General features: G+C 49.3%; 16 protein-coding genes, 3 tRNA genes and 2 rRNA genes. 5 read left to right on the forward strand and 16 right to left on the reverse strand.

The genetic code is table 11. From position 1 onward, the window contains the following. Positions 1-42: 42 nt before the first annotated feature. The 4 genes from ACP26N_RS14670 to ACP26N_RS14685 form a co-directional block, all read right to left on the reverse strand. Positions 43-115 (reverse strand) — tRNA-Ala (locus ACP26N_RS14670). Between the two features lie 107 nt (positions 116-222). Next, positions 223-1,002, reverse strand: coding sequence for a twin-arginine translocase subunit TatC (gene tatC / locus ACP26N_RS14675; protein WP_131502471.1), 780 nt, complete (start codon positions 1,000-1,002; stop codon positions 223-225). 7 nt (positions 1,003-1,009) lie between these two features. Then, on the reverse strand, positions 1,010-1,213 hold the full coding sequence (locus ACP26N_RS14680) for a twin-arginine translocase TatA/TatE family subunit (protein WP_026827260.1): 204 nt from the start codon (positions 1,211-1,213) through the stop codon (positions 1,010-1,012). Beyond that, positions 1,213-1,872, reverse strand: a complete 660-nt coding sequence (locus ACP26N_RS14685; protein WP_012371649.1) for a redox-sensing transcriptional repressor Rex — start codon at positions 1,870-1,872, stop codon at positions 1,213-1,215. The genes ACP26N_RS14680 and ACP26N_RS14685 overlap by 1 nt, the downstream gene beginning before the upstream one ends. A 156-nt stretch (positions 1,873-2,028) precedes the next feature. Here ACP26N_RS14685 and ACP26N_RS14690 point away from each other — a divergent pair, with 156 nt between their 5' ends. Further along, positions 2,029-3,930, forward strand: a complete 1,902-nt coding sequence (locus tag ACP26N_RS14690) for an ABC-F family ATP-binding cassette domain-containing protein (RefSeq protein ID WP_188004850.1) — start codon at positions 2,029-2,031, stop codon at positions 3,928-3,930. Beyond that, a complete protein-coding gene (locus ACP26N_RS14695) occupies positions 3,930-4,322 on the forward strand; it encodes a hypothetical protein (protein WP_426354264.1) in 393 nt (130 codons plus the stop codon). Before ACP26N_RS14690 ends, ACP26N_RS14695 begins: the two co-directional genes overlap by 1 nt. A 69-nt stretch (positions 4,323-4,391) precedes the next feature. Here the strand turns inward: ACP26N_RS14695 and ACP26N_RS14700 are convergent, their stop codons facing one another. Next, on the reverse strand, positions 4,392-4,985 hold the full coding sequence (locus ACP26N_RS14700) for a flavin reductase family protein (RefSeq protein WP_426354265.1): 594 nt from the start codon (positions 4,983-4,985) through the stop codon (positions 4,392-4,394). A gap of 21 nt (positions 4,986-5,006) precedes the next feature. Further along, positions 5,007-5,405 carry a DoxX family membrane protein gene (locus tag ACP26N_RS14705; protein ID WP_131502474.1) on the reverse strand — a complete coding sequence of 133 codons (399 nt, stop codon included), beginning with the start codon at positions 5,403-5,405 and terminating at the stop codon, positions 5,007-5,009. Positions 5,406-5,588: 183 nt separating this feature from the next. Between ACP26N_RS14705 and ACP26N_RS14710 the strand changes: the two genes are divergently transcribed. Further along, positions 5,589-5,909 (forward strand): winged helix-turn-helix transcriptional regulator, encoded by a 321-nt coding sequence (locus ACP26N_RS14710; protein ID WP_012371654.1) that lies wholly within the window; start codon positions 5,589-5,591, stop codon positions 5,907-5,909. Between the two features lie 105 nt (positions 5,910-6,014). Further along, the gene (locus tag ACP26N_RS14715) at positions 6,015-6,470 is read left to right on the forward strand and encodes a flavodoxin (RefSeq protein ID WP_426354267.1); all 456 of its coding nucleotides are present in this window, start codon (positions 6,015-6,017) and stop codon (positions 6,468-6,470) included. Between the two features lie 18 nt (positions 6,471-6,488). Here the strand turns inward: ACP26N_RS14715 and ACP26N_RS14720 are convergent, their stop codons facing one another. Then, positions 6,489-7,142 (reverse strand): TVP38/TMEM64 family protein, encoded by a 654-nt coding sequence (locus ACP26N_RS14720; protein ID WP_426354268.1) that lies wholly within the window; start codon positions 7,140-7,142, stop codon positions 6,489-6,491. A 158-nt stretch (positions 7,143-7,300) separates the two neighbouring features. Between ACP26N_RS14720 and ACP26N_RS14725 the strand changes: the two genes are divergently transcribed. After that, positions 7,301-7,966, forward strand: a complete 666-nt coding sequence (locus ACP26N_RS14725; protein ID WP_426354270.1) for a haloacid dehalogenase type II — start codon at positions 7,301-7,303, stop codon at positions 7,964-7,966. Positions 7,967-8,010: 44 nt separating this feature from the next. Here ACP26N_RS14725 and ACP26N_RS14730 read toward each other — a convergent pair whose 3' ends face one another. From ACP26N_RS14730 to ACP26N_RS14770, 9 genes are all read right to left on the reverse strand, one after another. Beyond that, complete coding sequence (locus ACP26N_RS14730) at positions 8,011-8,580, reverse strand: hypothetical protein (RefSeq protein ID WP_131971974.1); 570 nt, start codon at positions 8,578-8,580, stop codon at positions 8,011-8,013. A gap of 30 nt (positions 8,581-8,610) precedes the next feature. Continuing rightward, a complete protein-coding gene (tsaD, locus tag ACP26N_RS14735; RefSeq protein ID WP_426354272.1) occupies positions 8,611-9,618 on the reverse strand; it encodes a tRNA (adenosine(37)-N6)-threonylcarbamoyltransferase complex transferase subunit TsaD in 1,008 nt (335 codons plus the stop codon). Then, complete coding sequence (rimI, locus tag ACP26N_RS14740) at positions 9,618-10,073, reverse strand: ribosomal protein S18-alanine N-acetyltransferase (RefSeq protein WP_131502480.1); 456 nt, start codon at positions 10,071-10,073, stop codon at positions 9,618-9,620. Before rimI ends, tsaD begins: the two co-directional genes overlap by 1 nt. Continuing rightward, on the reverse strand, positions 10,066-10,719 hold the full coding sequence (gene tsaB, locus ACP26N_RS14745) for a tRNA (adenosine(37)-N6)-threonylcarbamoyltransferase complex dimerization subunit type 1 TsaB (protein WP_426354273.1): 654 nt from the start codon (positions 10,717-10,719) through the stop codon (positions 10,066-10,068). Before tsaB ends, rimI begins: the two co-directional genes overlap by 8 nt. Continuing rightward, positions 10,716-11,162: a tRNA (adenosine(37)-N6)-threonylcarbamoyltransferase complex ATPase subunit type 1 TsaE gene (tsaE, locus tag ACP26N_RS14750; RefSeq protein WP_131502482.1), complete on the reverse strand. Its 447-nt coding sequence runs from the start codon at positions 11,160-11,162 to the stop codon at positions 10,716-10,718. The genes tsaB and tsaE overlap by 4 nt, the downstream gene beginning before the upstream one ends. Positions 11,163-11,269: 107 nt before the next feature. Continuing rightward, positions 11,270-11,346: transfer RNA gene (locus ACP26N_RS14755), tRNA-Met, on the reverse strand. A 33-nt stretch (positions 11,347-11,379) separates the two neighbouring features. After that, positions 11,380-11,456: transfer RNA gene (locus ACP26N_RS14760), tRNA-Met, on the reverse strand. 167 nt (positions 11,457-11,623) lie between these two features. After that, a 5S ribosomal RNA gene (gene rrf / locus ACP26N_RS14765) occupies positions 11,624-11,739 on the reverse strand. 47 nt (positions 11,740-11,786) lie between these two features. Next, positions 11,787-14,702 (reverse strand): 23S ribosomal RNA (locus tag ACP26N_RS14770). Positions 14,703-14,830: the final 128 nt, after the last annotated feature.

Raw genomic sequence — 14,830 nt, forward strand, 5'->3', positions numbered from 1 at the left:
AAAAAACCTTGGTTTCCCAAGGTTTCGGCAGGTAAAGCAATATGGAGACTATCGGGCTCGAACCGACGACCTTTTGGCTGCCAGCCAAACGCTCTCCCAGCTGAGCTAAGCCCCCGTGTGTTTCTATAATGAGTATACCCATTGCTGTTCATTTTTTCAATATAAAATTAGACCGCTTACAAAAAAATCTCCCTCACCTTACCGGCAAAGGAGAATCTTCCGTTATTTGTTCAGCTCACGCATCATATCCGCTTGTCGTTCCAGTTCAGCCTGTTGCTCCAGGATCAGCACTTTTTTATACGTCCGTGCCGAGATGATGATACTGATTTCATAGAGGATGAACAAAGGAACAGAAATCATCAAATGCGACGTAATGTCGGGCGGTGAGATCAACGCCGCGATCACGAACAACGCAAAATACGCATACTTCCGATTCTTCCGCATGAAGAACGGCGTTACGAGTCCGAGCCGTGTCAAAAACATCGTCACGACCGGTAACTGGAACAACAGACCAAACGGAATCGTCAACCGGATCAGGAAACTGAAATAGTTCTCGACCCCGATGACCTGTTCAATCCCAAGCTCTTGTCCGAGTTCCGTTGATACTTCCAGTAAAAACGGCAACAGCCAAAAATAAGAAAAGGAAACACCCGCAAGGAATAAGAAAAACGTCACGGGAATGTACGTCAACGTCGCTTTTTGTTCTTGGTCGTGCAGACCGGGACGGATGAACGCCCAAAGCTGGTACATCCAAAACGGGGACGCCAAGACGATTGCGATGATGAACGCAAGATTCAGATATAACATCAACGGATCAACGACGTTAAACGCATTTAAACCGATTCCGAGTTCCTTTAAGTCGGCCTGTAAGAAACGGACGAGCGGCCGGACGAGCGGAAAGGCTGCGATAAACATGACTACCACGATGATGAGCGACCAGATGATCCGCTTACGCAGTTCATCTAAGTGCGATGTCACACTCTGTTCTTGATCGATCGCCATGATTCACTCACTTCTCTTTCATTTCGTCCTTTTTATCCTTATCATCTTCCATGATGCCGTGTGTCGCACTCTTGAACTCTTTTAACGTTTGACCGGCCGCGCGGCCGAGTTCCGGTAATTTCTTCGGTCCGAAGATAATGAGGGCGACGACACCGATCAAGGCGATGCTTGCCGGTCCAATACCAAGTGTTAACGGGATTAAGTTTTCCATTATGATTTCACTCCTTCAGCTGATTGCGAATAATGCTTCATGAAATAGACGAGCGACTGCAGCTCGATTGACAGATCGATGTGATGCACCCGGACGTGGGCCGGGACATTCAACCGGGCCGGTGTAAAGTTCAGAATGCCGGTCACACCGTACTCAACTAACTCATCCGCTACTGACTGCGCGAACTGCGACGGTACCGTCAAGATGGCGACATCGACATGGTTCGCTTTGATTTGTTCTTTCATATCCGAGACGTGATAAATCGGAACGTCCTGCGTCGTTGTTCCGACCTTGTCTTCATCGGCGTCAAACGCGATGACGATACGAGTACTATTATTCTTTAAAAAGTTATAATTTGCAAACGCTGTTCCGAGATGTCCGACCCCGATTAAGGCGACATTCGTGACCTCGTCTTGGTTGAGTGTCTTTCGGAAAAATGTTAACAAATGTTGAACGTTATAACCGTACCCTTTTTTCCCTAACGCCCCAAAGTAGGAAAAGTCACGACGGATCGTCGCAGAGTCGACTTTGACCGCTTCGCTGAGCTCTGCTGACGAGACGCGCAGCTTGCCGGAGTTATAGAGACTTTGGATAAAACGATAATATAACGGCAGTCGTTTCGCCGTTGCTTGTGGTATTTTTGTGTCTGGCCCATTCATACTGCAGTTCCCCCTTCGGCCACGTTCTGACGTGGCACCCAAATCAATGCAAAGAATTCTACTCTCCTTGATTGTAAACCACTTCACATAGAGTAACAAATATTATATTCGGCAGGATTTTTCGTGATAGACTAAAGGGTGGAAGGATGGATGGATATGATTCTCTTACAAGTAAACCAACTCTCAAAATCATTCGGCGTAGAGCCGATTTTAGACAATATTAAACTCGAAGTACAGGAACGGGACCGGATTGCCCTCGTCGGACGAAACGGTGCCGGAAAATCGACACTTTTAAAAATCATCGCCGGGGAGCTGTCACATGACTCGGGGGAGATCATGAAAAGCAAGGAAGTCCGGATTGGTTATCTCGCGCAGGACAGCGGACTCGAGTCGAACGAATCGATTTGGAACGAGATGCTGACCGTCTTTGAGCATCTGCAGGATCAGGAACGGGCGCTTCGTCGGATGGAAATCGAAATGGGCATGGAGCACATTTTAAATGATCCGACTGCCTATGACCGTCTCCTGAAAACGTACGATCAAGCGCAACACGACTTCTCGGAAGCCGGCGGCTATCAGTTCGAAGCCAACATCCGCTCTGTCTTACACGGGATGCGTTTTTATCCGGACGATTATTCCCGCCGGATTCAGACGCTTTCCGGTGGACAGCGGACCCGGCTTGCCCTGGCGAAGATGTTACTCCAGGCACCGGAACTGTTGATTCTCGATGAGCCGACCAATCACCTCGACATCGATACGTTGTCCTGGCTCGAAAGCTACCTGTCCGGTTACCGTGGTGCTGTCCTGATCGTTTCCCATGACCGCTATTTCCTCGATCAAGTCGTCAACGTCGTCTATGAATTGTCCCGGAACGTGTCGCGGAAATTCACAGGCAACTATACGAAGTATCTCGAACAAAAAGCGGCACTGTACGAACAGGAAATGAAACAGTTCGAACAGCAGCAGGAAGACATCGCGAAGATGCAGGACTTCATCCAGCGTAACATCGCCCGTGCGACGACGACGAAACGGGCGCAAAGTGTCCGCAAGCGTCTCGAAAAAGTCGACCGGATCGACCGTCCGGACGGTGACGAACGCAGTACGGTTCTGTCATTCCCGATTGAAAAGCAGAGCGGCAATGATGTGCTGCAGGTCAATCAACTCGCTGTCGGCTACGAAGAAGCCGTCTCGAAAAACATTACGTTCCGGCTGCAACGTGCGGAATCACTGGCGCTTGTCGGACCAAACGGAATCGGCAAGTCGACGTTACTGAAAGTGCTTGTCGGCCGTCTGAAACCGCTGTTCGGTGACTATCGTTTCGGTACTGGCGTCTCGATTGGCTACTACGATCAGGAGCAGGCGGAACTGAACGACCGCAATCGGGTCATTGATGAAATTTGGAACGAATGGCCGTTGATGCGCGAACAGGAAGTCCGGTCCGTTCTCGGGCAGTTCCTGTTCAGCGGCGATGATGTTTTCAAGCTCGTCCATGAATTGTCGGGCGGTGAACGCGGACGTCTGGCGCTCGCGAAGCTGAAGTTACGGAAAACGAATCTGCTTGTGCTGGATGAGCCGACGAACCACCTGGATCTTGATTCGAAAATGGTCCTCGAAAATGCACTTGTCGATTACGAAGGCACGTTACTGTTCGTCTCCCACGACCGTTACTTCATCGACCGCGTCGCGACACGTGTCATCGAGATGAGTACAGACGGCGTGACCGATTACCTCGGTGACTACTCATATTATATGGAGAAAAAAGCCGAGAAGGAAGAAATTGCCCGCCTCGAAGCAGAAGAAGCGAAAGCGATCAAAGTCGCTTCGACGAAGACGATTGATAAAGAGGCGCAAAAAGAAGCGCGCAAAAAGAAACAACAGCTGGAGAAGCTCGAACAAGAAATTGAACGGTTGGAGAACCGGTCGGTCGAAATCGAACAGTTGTTGTGCGAACCGGAAGTCTTTAATGATATTCCGAAAGCGACCGCCCTTTCGGCAGAGCGCGATCAGATTGATGTCGACTTGCTCGATTTGATGGAACAGTGGGAGTCGTTCCACTGATGCGCTCGAAAAGTTATCTGATCAATCTGATCCAAGGATTATTGTCCGGTGTCCTCTACTTCGTCCCGATGTATGCGGACTATGTCTCGGCTTTCATTCGTCCGGATGCGTTTAATGCCGTTTATCCGTTGTTTATCTTGATTTCCTGTATGATCGGTCTTGTCATTCAGACATGGAGCGGACTGTTCATCAGTTTATTATCCGGTCTGATCTGCACGTTGCTGACGATTCAGTCGTTCGTCGAACTGAATGATTCGATGATCATCATGTATTACGGTGCCGTCTCCCCATTGGTGGCCTTTTTAATCAGCTGTGTCGGGATTTGGGCGCTCGCCGTCCTGTTTTATCTACTCGACGGTTTCCAGTACAGTAAACGCCATAACATGGAGTAAGCAACAAAAAATAGACGAGGGAAGCAGACATCGAATCTGCTTCCCTCGTCTATTTGGCATAACTTTATCTTATTTCGTTGGACGGGTAATTGTGAAGATATCACCGATTTTCGCATAATCATTGCCGGCAAGACGGGCAATTGCTTTTAAACCGTCGGCATCAATCCGGAACGACTCCTCGAGTTCATCCGCGACATGATACCGGATGACTTCGCCGATTAATAAGTCAGCTGTTTCCAGTTCAATTTGTTGTGACAGTTTCAGCTCAAACCGGATTTTCGCTTCCGCGACCGCCGGGACATCAATCAAATCGCTGTCGATCAGCGTAAGATTCGTCCGGTTCAATTCACTTTCCCCGTAAGCAAGAGGTGCTGCCGTTTCATTGACGGCTTCGACAATCTCTTCACTGACGATATGGATAACGAACTCTTTATTCAACAAAATATTTTTAGCGGTGTCTTTTTCGCCCTGATCCGTCTTTTGGACGGCAATCAACAGTTGCGGCGGATGGCTCGAAGCGACGGTGAAGAAGGAAAACGGGGCGGCATTGACCGTTCCGTCCGCTCCTTTCGTCGTGACAAAGGCAATCGGTCTCGGGATGATACTCCCGATCAACAATTTATAGTTTTCTTTTGGACTGAGTGACTGTGCATCAAACTTCATCTTTTTACCCGCTTTCTCTGATCACCCGAGCATGGCTGCGAGTGAATAGTCTCCGGCACCAATCAAGGCGACGCCAAGGGCGATGACGATCAGTGCCATGTTATATTCGTACCCGTTCTGTGTCACCCAGTAACCATTTTGCCCGTGCACCTTGATGATTGCAACGAGCATCGACCCGATAATCAGTGCTGCCGCGAACCATAAGAACAATCCACCGGCAAATAGTAAACCACCAATCAGTTCTGCCAGTCCTGCCGTAAGCGCAAGCATTTTACCCGGTTTCATCCCGATCGATTCGAACCAGCCGCCCGTCCCTGCAATCCCGTGCCCGCCGAACCAGCCAAACAATTTTTGTGTCCCGTGTGCTGCAAATGTTAATCCTATCACCATTCGAATAAGAAATAATCCTAAATCCATCATCTTGATCAAAACTCCTTTTACTTAATGTTTTTTAATTACTTTTCGTAACCTAAATACGACTATAAACTAACACTTACTAAAAGTAAACAGATTTGTTTTTGTTTATTTTATTACTTTAAGTAAAATAATTCGTAATTTTGAATCAGAGTGGGTATACTAAGACTATAGAAAGGATGAGTGCTGATGGAAGAAACATTGATTCCGACTGCCCTTTGTCCGAAAGTCGAACATGCCTTTGAAATTTTGGGCAAGAAGTGGACGGGCTTGATTTTACGTCATCTCATGACGAAGACCTGTCGTTTCAACGAAATTCAAGATGCGATTCCGGAGTTATCTGGTCGTATGCTGACGGAGCGCATGAAGGAACTTGAGGCGGAAGGTATTGTCATCCGGACCGTCATTCCGGAACGTCCGATTAAAATTCAATACAGTTTGACTGACAAAGGTCGTCAGCTTGAACCTGTCATTCGTTCAATCGAAGAATGGGCCGAGCTCCAAGACTGACATGAAAAGTCTCTCCATTTGGGAGAGGCTTTTATTTCCGTTTGTATTGAGAACGATTATCAATTAAACTAAAGATGTTCATGTTTTGGAGAAAGGATGATTCAGATGAACATCATGATTGGTTTTGTCAGCATGTCCGGCAATACAGAAGATATCGTGCACCTTTTGCGGGCGGAACTCGAACGCAAGGGCTGTACGGTTTATATACAAGAGCTTGATCAGTTATATCCATCTGACTTCTCTCAGTATGATGCCGTGCTACTCGGCTCGTATACATGGGGAGACGGTGATTTGCCATACGAAGCTGAAGATTTCGTCGACGAGTTGGGGGAAAGTACGTTAAACGGCTTAGCCGCTGCTGCCTTTGGCTCCGGCGACTTGGATTATCCTAAATACTGTGCAGCCGTCGATACATTGGAACAGACGCTTGCATCTGCCGGCGCGACGATCGTCGTCCCTGGGCTGAAGATTGAGTTTGATCCCGATACACCCGAGAAACAAGCCGCCTGTCGTACGTTCGCGAATGAATTTTTTGTCCGGGCACAACGGCTTCACGCTTAACCGGAAAGAACCTCGACTTCAGCCAAGGTTCTTTTTTGTTTTCCAGCGTTTTTGGAGATACCAAGGAACAATCGTCAACACAAGAAAGACGACAATCGCACCGATGATGAGTTGCGGATCCTTCGAGACGATGCTGCTGCCTAAAAAGTTATAGGCAAATGTCCCGGGGATGATTCCGAGCAACGTCGCGAGGAAAAAGGACAGCAACCGGACTTTCGATAGTCCGGCGGCATAGCTGATCAAATCGAAGTTGAAGATTGGCAACAGACGGAAGATCAACACATAGATGAATCCGTTTTTTTCGAGCTGTTGCTGAATCTGTTCGATTTTTCCCGCCTGTTCCTTTTTCTTAATCAGTCTGTTTCCAAGCTTTTGCGCGACTAAAAAAGCAACGATAGCACCGAGAGTCGCTCCGATGACCGTGTACAGCGTCCCGAGCCAGGCACCAAACGCAAGACCACCTGTGATTGACAGGACGGATGCCGGGAAGAAAATCAGCGGACGAACCGTATAAAGCAAGATATACAGAATCGGCGCCCACATCCCGAATGATAAAATCCAGTCCTTGATGTCGGTTGGACTGAGGTTGAGATAGGAACGGCTGAACCAGATCAGTCCGCCTATTAAAAAAACAAGCACTAGAATCCTGATGATTTGCTGCTTACGTGTCATGACATATCTCCTGTCTTTTGCGATGAACTATCCTTCTTTATCCAATTCCCGATTTCGACACGTCTTACGCGTTTCACCATTTTTGGAATGTGCGTTTCAGCTGAGACTGTTTTCGGGAACTAGATACAGATAACGTGTAACTCAGAAAGGTGATTAACATGACACAACCGATTAAAGCACTGGTCTTTGATGTCTACGGTACATTGTTTGATGTCCACTCCGTCAAAGTCAAAGCAGAGGAACTCTACCCGGAGCACGGCGAAGCCATCAGCCAGGCCTGGCGTCAAAAACAGCTGGAATATTCCTTCTTACGTCAGTTGAACGGCCAGTACGTCCCGTTCAGCCAAGTGACGCGTGATGCACTCCGTTATGCCTTACTGCAACTGAAGCTACACGTCACGGAAGAAAACATTGCCGCCTTGATGGAAGTCTATTTAAAGCTCGATCATTATCCGGAAGTCAATTCCGTCTTAGAGCAGATGAGTGATAAACAACTGGCTGTCTTCTCAAACGGTTCCCACGATATGCTTGATCCATTGATTGAACAGTCTGGTCTCTCCGGACGGTTTAATCACATCATCAGTGTGGATGACATTAAACAGTATAAGCCGACACCGGCTTCTTACATGCATGCGCTCAATACGTTAGGTCTCAAACGGGAAGAAATCCTGTTCATGTCGTCGAACGGCTGGGACATTACTGGCGCTAAAAGTTTTGGTTTTCGGACAGCCTGGATCAACCGGTCGGGTCTGCCCGTCGAAGAATTGAATCTTGATCCGGACAGTATTTATGATGATCTAACCGGCTTGCTGGAATGGAAATGAAAAAAGCGATGTTTACCTAGACCCAGGTGAACATCGCTTTTCATTTAATAATTAGACAGACGTGAGTAGCCTTTTTTGAAGAGATCAAGCTTCAGTCCACCGTCTTTTTCGATAAAGAACAGGTATTCTTTTTGGTCGGTATCTTTATAGAACACTTTATACAACGTCAACGTCCGTTTTTTATTGTTTTCATTGGCAACGACCTGGTGTTTTGAGATGACTTCCGCCTGAACCTGCTGTCCATCGAGACGATCAATCATCGGTTGGAATGATTTTTTCTCCTGTCCGGTTGCCGGTTTTCCCGGTGCAATCATAAAGAAGTCATCACTCGCTTTGTTCGTCAAACCATACTTCCGGTCGACAATCACAACATTCTTCAGCTCGCCATCGACGGTTTGATCAAAGGCGTACAGTTTTTCAATCCGTGTCTTTTCACCTTCCGCACGACCGATTTCATACAACGGCTTTTGCTTCGTATTCGTCTCGACCGCCTTTTTATCAGGGACAAGCTCTTCTTTATAGGCGATTTGATAAGCATTGACGATTTCACGAATCTGTAAGCCGATTGCGACAATGACAAGTACACCTAATAACACGATGATGACTTTTTTCATTCCATTTTTCCCCCATGTCTTTCGAATTCCTTACTTTAAATCTAGCCCAGGTTCGGCATTCATGGCAAGTGTCGATTGGCGGCCTGCCCGGTAAGGGTGAATCGCTGCCGCTCCAATCATCGCGGCATTGTCACCGCATAAATGCATCGGTGGAATGACCAGCTCGATGCCTTCACGTGAACAGGCTTCCGTCAATCCTGCCCGCAGTCCGTGGTTGGCCGCGACGCCACCCGCAACAAGCAACTGTTTGCCGCCCTTTTCCTTAACCGCACGGATCGCTTTCGTAACAAGCACTTCGACGACGCTCGCCTGAAAACTGGCAGCCAAGTCTTCCGGAATGATTACTTCGCCGCGTTGTTCCGCGTTATGAACGGCATTGATGACAGAAGATTTGAGTCCGCTGAAGCTGAAGTCATACGACTCTTTTTCGAGCCAAATCCGCGGGAAATGGAATGTGTCCTGACCGGTTTGCGCCAGTTGATCAATCCGGGGACCGCCGGGATAAGGAAGTTTTAACGTCCGTGCTACTTTATCATAGGCTTCTCCCGCCGCATCATCCCGGGTTTCACCGATGACTTCATACACGCCGTCTTCCGGCATGTAAATCAATTCTGTATGTCCACCGGATGCAATCAAGCAGACGAGAGGAAAGTGGAGCTCTTGTTCCAAACGGTTGGCATATATGTGACCGGCGATGTGATGGACACCGAGAAGCGGCTTACTGTGTGCGAATGCCAACGCTTTTGCCGCACTGACACCGACGAGTAATGCACCGACAAGACCGGGTCCTTCCGTAACGGCAATCGCATCGATGTCATCCATCGTGACACCGGCTTCCGTTAACGCATCGTCAATGACATACGTGATGCGTTCCACATGATGACGGGATGCGACTTCCGGGACAACTCCTCCAAAACGTTTATGGCTTTCAATTTGGGAAGATACGACATTCGATAAGACGTCTGTTCCTCCGCGGACGACAGCCGCAGCTGTCTCATCACAACTTGATTCAATGGCTAATATCAACGGCTGTGTCATCACTCGTCTCCTTCCAGTTCCAGCCAATAGATGGCTGCATCTTCATTATTATCTTGATAATACCGTTTTCTCGTTCCGGCATATAAAAAGCCCAGTTTCTCATACAGTGTCCGTGCCGGTGTATTCGATACACGTACTTCAAGCGTCATCGCCCGTAATCCTAATTGTCTGGCTTGTTCAATTAACGCAACCAGCAATGTCTCACCGATTCCACGACCACGTGCCTTTTGTTTAACGGCGACGTTCGTGATATGGCCTTCATCAGCAATGTGCCATAGCCCTGCGAATCCAATGATTTCATCCGTCTCTGCGACCAGGTAATACGCATTCGGATTTTGTGTCATCTCCGCAATGAATGATTCCAGTGTCCACGGTGTCGCAAAAGATTCGAGTTCCACAGCATGCACACCAGGTGCATCCATAACCGTCATTTTTCGAACGGAGACATTAGTCATGACGTTGTGCCTCAATCCATTTTGCTTCTGCTTCCGCGAGACGTAAGTAACGCGGCTCAAACGAATGGACTTCAACCGGTTCACGGGTAGCACCAAGCAACGCAAGGACACCCGCCCGCGGTGAACGGAAGGCCGGGCTCACGATCGTAAACGGTTCAAGTTCCGTTACGAACTTGTCTGTATCACCTGTCATCTTCGTATCTTCCGGCAGCGTTTTGACGAATTCAGCAACAACCGTATGCTGTTCTTCGCCTACCAATTGCCCCTCTTCATAGAAACCGACGAATCCGGTTCCACGGCGGGCATCCTGAATCGCTACGATCCGTCCGGTTAACCCTGCTGAAGCTGCCATTAACTCAAGTGTCGAGACCGGCACTAAATCGATTCCTAGCGTATAAGCCAGTGTCTTAGCGGTCGTTGCCCCGATCCGGAGACCGGTATAAGAGCCGGGACCGTCGGCGATGACGATACGAGTTAAATCCTGCGGCGACCAGTTGACTTCCTGCATCATCCGTTCGAGCAGCGGCATCAGTTTTGTCGCATGGTTCAAAGACGTCACATAAGAGGCTTCTGCCAAAATCTGTTGTCCGTCCGACAACGCAACAGACAGTTGTTTCGTCGATGTATCAATCGCTACGATTTTCATTGGTTTAACTCCTCACATAATTGGATGTACTGCTCACCGATCGGCTCCAAACGAAAACGGCGTGAATCATCACCTGTCCGTTCGATCGTAATCGCAAGACGTTCTGGCGGAAGGACGTCGGCAATCAATTCCGACCATTCGACGACCGCGACACCATCTCCATTTAAATACTCTTCAAGACCAATATCATCGCCGCCTTCGAGACGATAGACATCCATATGATAGAGCGGTAGTCGTCCGGCATAAACTTTCATGATTGTAAACGTGGGACTGTTGACGTTGCGTGTTACCCCAAGTCCTTTCGCGAACCCTTGTGTAAACGTCGTCTTTCCTGCTCCCAAGTCACCATCCAGTGTCACGACCATTCCTTTGAAGGCACGGTGGCCCAGTTCAACGGCAAGCGTCGTCGTTTGTTCAAGACTCGTCATTTCAAGTTCCATCATCGATGTCCCTCCTCCTTTTCTCTTACTCCATTGTACCGAACAAAAAAGGCAAAAAAAAATACGAAACGCTGAACGTTTCGTAGTAAAGTTGAAGTTAAGTTTAAAATTGGTTGCGGGGGCCGGATTTGAACCGACGACCTTTGGGTTATGAGCCCAACGAGCTACCAGACTGCTCCACCCCGCGACGATAAACGTTTCGGATTTGAATTATAAAAATTGGTTGCGGGGGCCGGATTTGAACCGACGACCTTTGGGTTATGAGCCCAACGAGCTACCAGACTGCTCCACCCCGCGATGATATAACGTTTCGACAGATATTAATATAACATGTACTTTTAAAAAAGACAAGCTTTATTTCATTTTCTTGTTGTTTTTCTTAAAAGAACTTATACTGACATCATTTTTCTAACTGTTTTTTTAAAGAAAAACCGACCTGCAAAATGCAGATCGGTCCTTCACTTGCCTGGCAACGTCCTATCCTCACAGGGGGAAGCCCCCAACTACTTTCGGCGTTCAAGTGCTTAACTTCCGTGTTCGGCATGGGAACGGGTGTGACCACTTGGCTATCGTCACCAGACGACGGGCTCGCGCCCTCAAAACTGAAGTCATCAACAATGCATCTGCTAGAACAAGGCCTCGACCGATTAGTATCACTCAGCTCCGCATGTCGCCATGCTTCCACCCGTGACCTATCTACCTCATCGTCTCTGAGGGGTCTTTCTTGATTACTCAAAGGGAAATCTCATCTTGGAGGGGGCTTCATGCTTAGATGCTTTCAGCATTTATCCCGTCCGCACGTAGCTACCCAGCGATGCTCCTGGCGGAACAACTGGTACACCAGCGGTGCGTCCATCCCGGTCCTCTCGTACTAAGGACAGCTCTCCTCAAATTTCCTGCGCCCACGACGGATAGGGACCGAACTGTCTCACGACGTTCTGAACCCAGCTCGCGTACCGCTTTAATGGGCGAACAGCCCAACCCTTGGGACCTACTCCAGCCCCAGGATGCGATGAGCCGACATCGAGGTGCCAAACCTCCCCGTCGATGTGGACTCTTGGGGGAGATCAGCCTGTTATCCCCAGGGTAGCTTTTATCCGTTGAGCGATGGCCCTTCCATGCGGAACCACCGGATCACTAAGCCCGACTTTCGTCCCTGCTCGACTTGTAGGTCTCGCAGTCAAGCTCCCTTCTGCCTTTGCGCTCTACGAATGATTTCCAACCATTCTGAGGGAACCTTTGGGCGCCTCCGTTACTGTTTAGGAGGCGACCGCCCCAGTCAAACTACCCGCCTGACACGGTCCTCCAGCCGGATGACGGCTGCGAGTTAGAGACTCTATGCATGAAGGGCGGTATCCCAAGGGTGACTCCTCCGAAGCTGGCGCTCCGGTCTCGACGTCTCCCGCCTATCCTGTACATCATGCACAAAGCCTCAATATCAGGCTGTAGTAAAGCTCCATGGGGTCTTTCCGTCCTGTCGCGGGTAACCTGCATCTTCACAGGTACTATGATTTCACCGGGTCTCTCGTTGAGACAGTGCCCAAATCGTTACGCCTTTCGTGCGGGTCGGAACTTACCCGACAAGGAATTTCGCTACCTTAGGACCGTTATAGTTACGGCCGCCGTTTACTGGGGCTTCGGTTCAAAGCTTCGCTTGCGCTAACCCATCCCCTTAACCTTCCAGCACCGGGCAGGCGTCAGCCCCTATACGTCATCTTGCGATTTAGCAGAGACCTGTGTTTTTGCTAAACAGTCGTTTGGGCCTATTCACTGCGGCTCTACTCAATGTAGAGCGTCCCTTCTCCCGAAGTTACGGGACCATTTTGCCGAGTTCCTTAACGAGAGTTATCCCGCGCGTCTTAGAATTCTCATCCCGCCTACCTGTGTCGGTTTACGGTACTGGCACCTTCCACCTCACTAGAGGCTTTTCTTGGCAGTGTGAAATCGTGACCTTCGTCCCTACGGGACTCCGCATCGTTCCTCGACTTTGGTGCCTGACGGATTTTCCAATCAGACGGTCTCGAAACTTACACATGCACTTCCATCCGCATGCGTCACTATCCTCCTGCGTCCCCCCATTGTTCAAACGGTGGATCGGTGGTACAGGAATATCAACCTGTTATCCATCGCCTACGCCTTTCGGCCTCGGCTTAGGTCCAGACTAACCCTGAGCGGACGAGCCTTCCTCAGGAAACCTTGGGCTTTCGACGGAGGGGATTCTCACCCCTCTTTTCGCTACTCACACCGGCATTCTCACTTCCAAACGCTCCACTGCTCCTTACGGTACAGCTTCACAGCGGTTTGGAACGCTCCCCTACCATTCCTTACGGAATCCGCAGCTTCGGTGGTATGTTTAGCCCCGTTACATTTTCGGCGCGGCGCCACTCGACTAGTGAGCTATTACGCACTCTTTGAATGGTGGCTGCTTCTAAGCCAACATCCTAGCTGTCTAGGCAGCGCCACATCCTTTTCCACTTAACATACACTTTGGGACCTTAGCTGGCGGTCTGGGCTGTTTCCCTCTTGACTACGGATCTTATCACTCGCAGTCTGACTCCCGAGTATAAGTTGCCGGCATTCGGAGTTTAACTGAATTCGGTAACCCTGTGGGGGCCCCTAGTCCAATCAGTGCTCTACCTCCGGAACTCTCAACCTCGAGGCTAGCCCTAAAGCTATTTCGGGGAGAACCAGCTATCTCCAGGTTCGATTGGCATTTCACCGCTACCCACACCTCATCCCCGCACTTTTCAACGTGCGTGGGTTCGGACCTCCAGTCAGTGTTACCTGACCTTCATCCTGGACATGGGTAGATCACCTGGTTTCGGGTCTACGACAACGCACTATGGCGCCCTATTCAGACTCGCTTTCGCTACGGCTCCGCCTCATCAGCTTAACCTCGCGCGCTATCGTAACTCGCCGGTTCATTCTACAAAAGGCACGCCATCACCCATTAACGGGCTCTGACTACTTGTAGGCATACGGTTTCAGGATCTATTTCACTCCCCTTCCGGGGTGCTTTTCACCTTTCCCTCACGGTACTGGTTCACTATCGGTCACTAGGGAGTATTTAGCCTTGGGAGATGGTCCTCCCGGATTCCGACGGGGTTTCACGTGTCCCGCCGTACTCAGGATCCACTCTGGAGGGAAAACAGTTTCAGCTACAGGGCTGTCACCTTCTTCGGCCGGCCTTTCCAGGTCGTTCGCCTACTGTCTTCCTTTTTGACTCCGTATAGAGTGTCCTACAACCCCGGAGAGCATGCTCTCCGGTTTGGGCTGTTCCCGTTTCGCTCGCCGCTACTCAGGGAATCGCATTTGCTTTCTCTTCCTCCGGGTACTTAGATGTTTCAGTTCCCCGGGTCTGCCTCACGCTACACTATGTATTCATGTAACATGTCCCATCCCATTACGGATGGTGGGTTCCCCCATTCGGAAATCCTCGGATCAAAGCATACTTACTGCTCCCCGAAGCATATCGCTGTTCGTCGCGTCCTTCATCGGCTCCTAGTGCCAAGGCATCCACCGTACGCCCTTCATACCTTGATCTAGCATTTTGGTATTCTAAGAACACACGTCTAATGACATGGTTATAAAAATTTGATGTCTTGTTGATGTCTTCAGTTTTCAAGGTGCGAGTGTCTCTTGCGAGACGGAGAGACGAGCTCTCAAAACTG

The organism is Exiguobacterium sp. R-39 (assembly GCF_049942815.1).
In the GTDB taxonomy this organism is placed as follows: Bacteria; Bacillota; Bacilli; order Exiguobacteriales; family Exiguobacteriaceae; genus Exiguobacterium_A.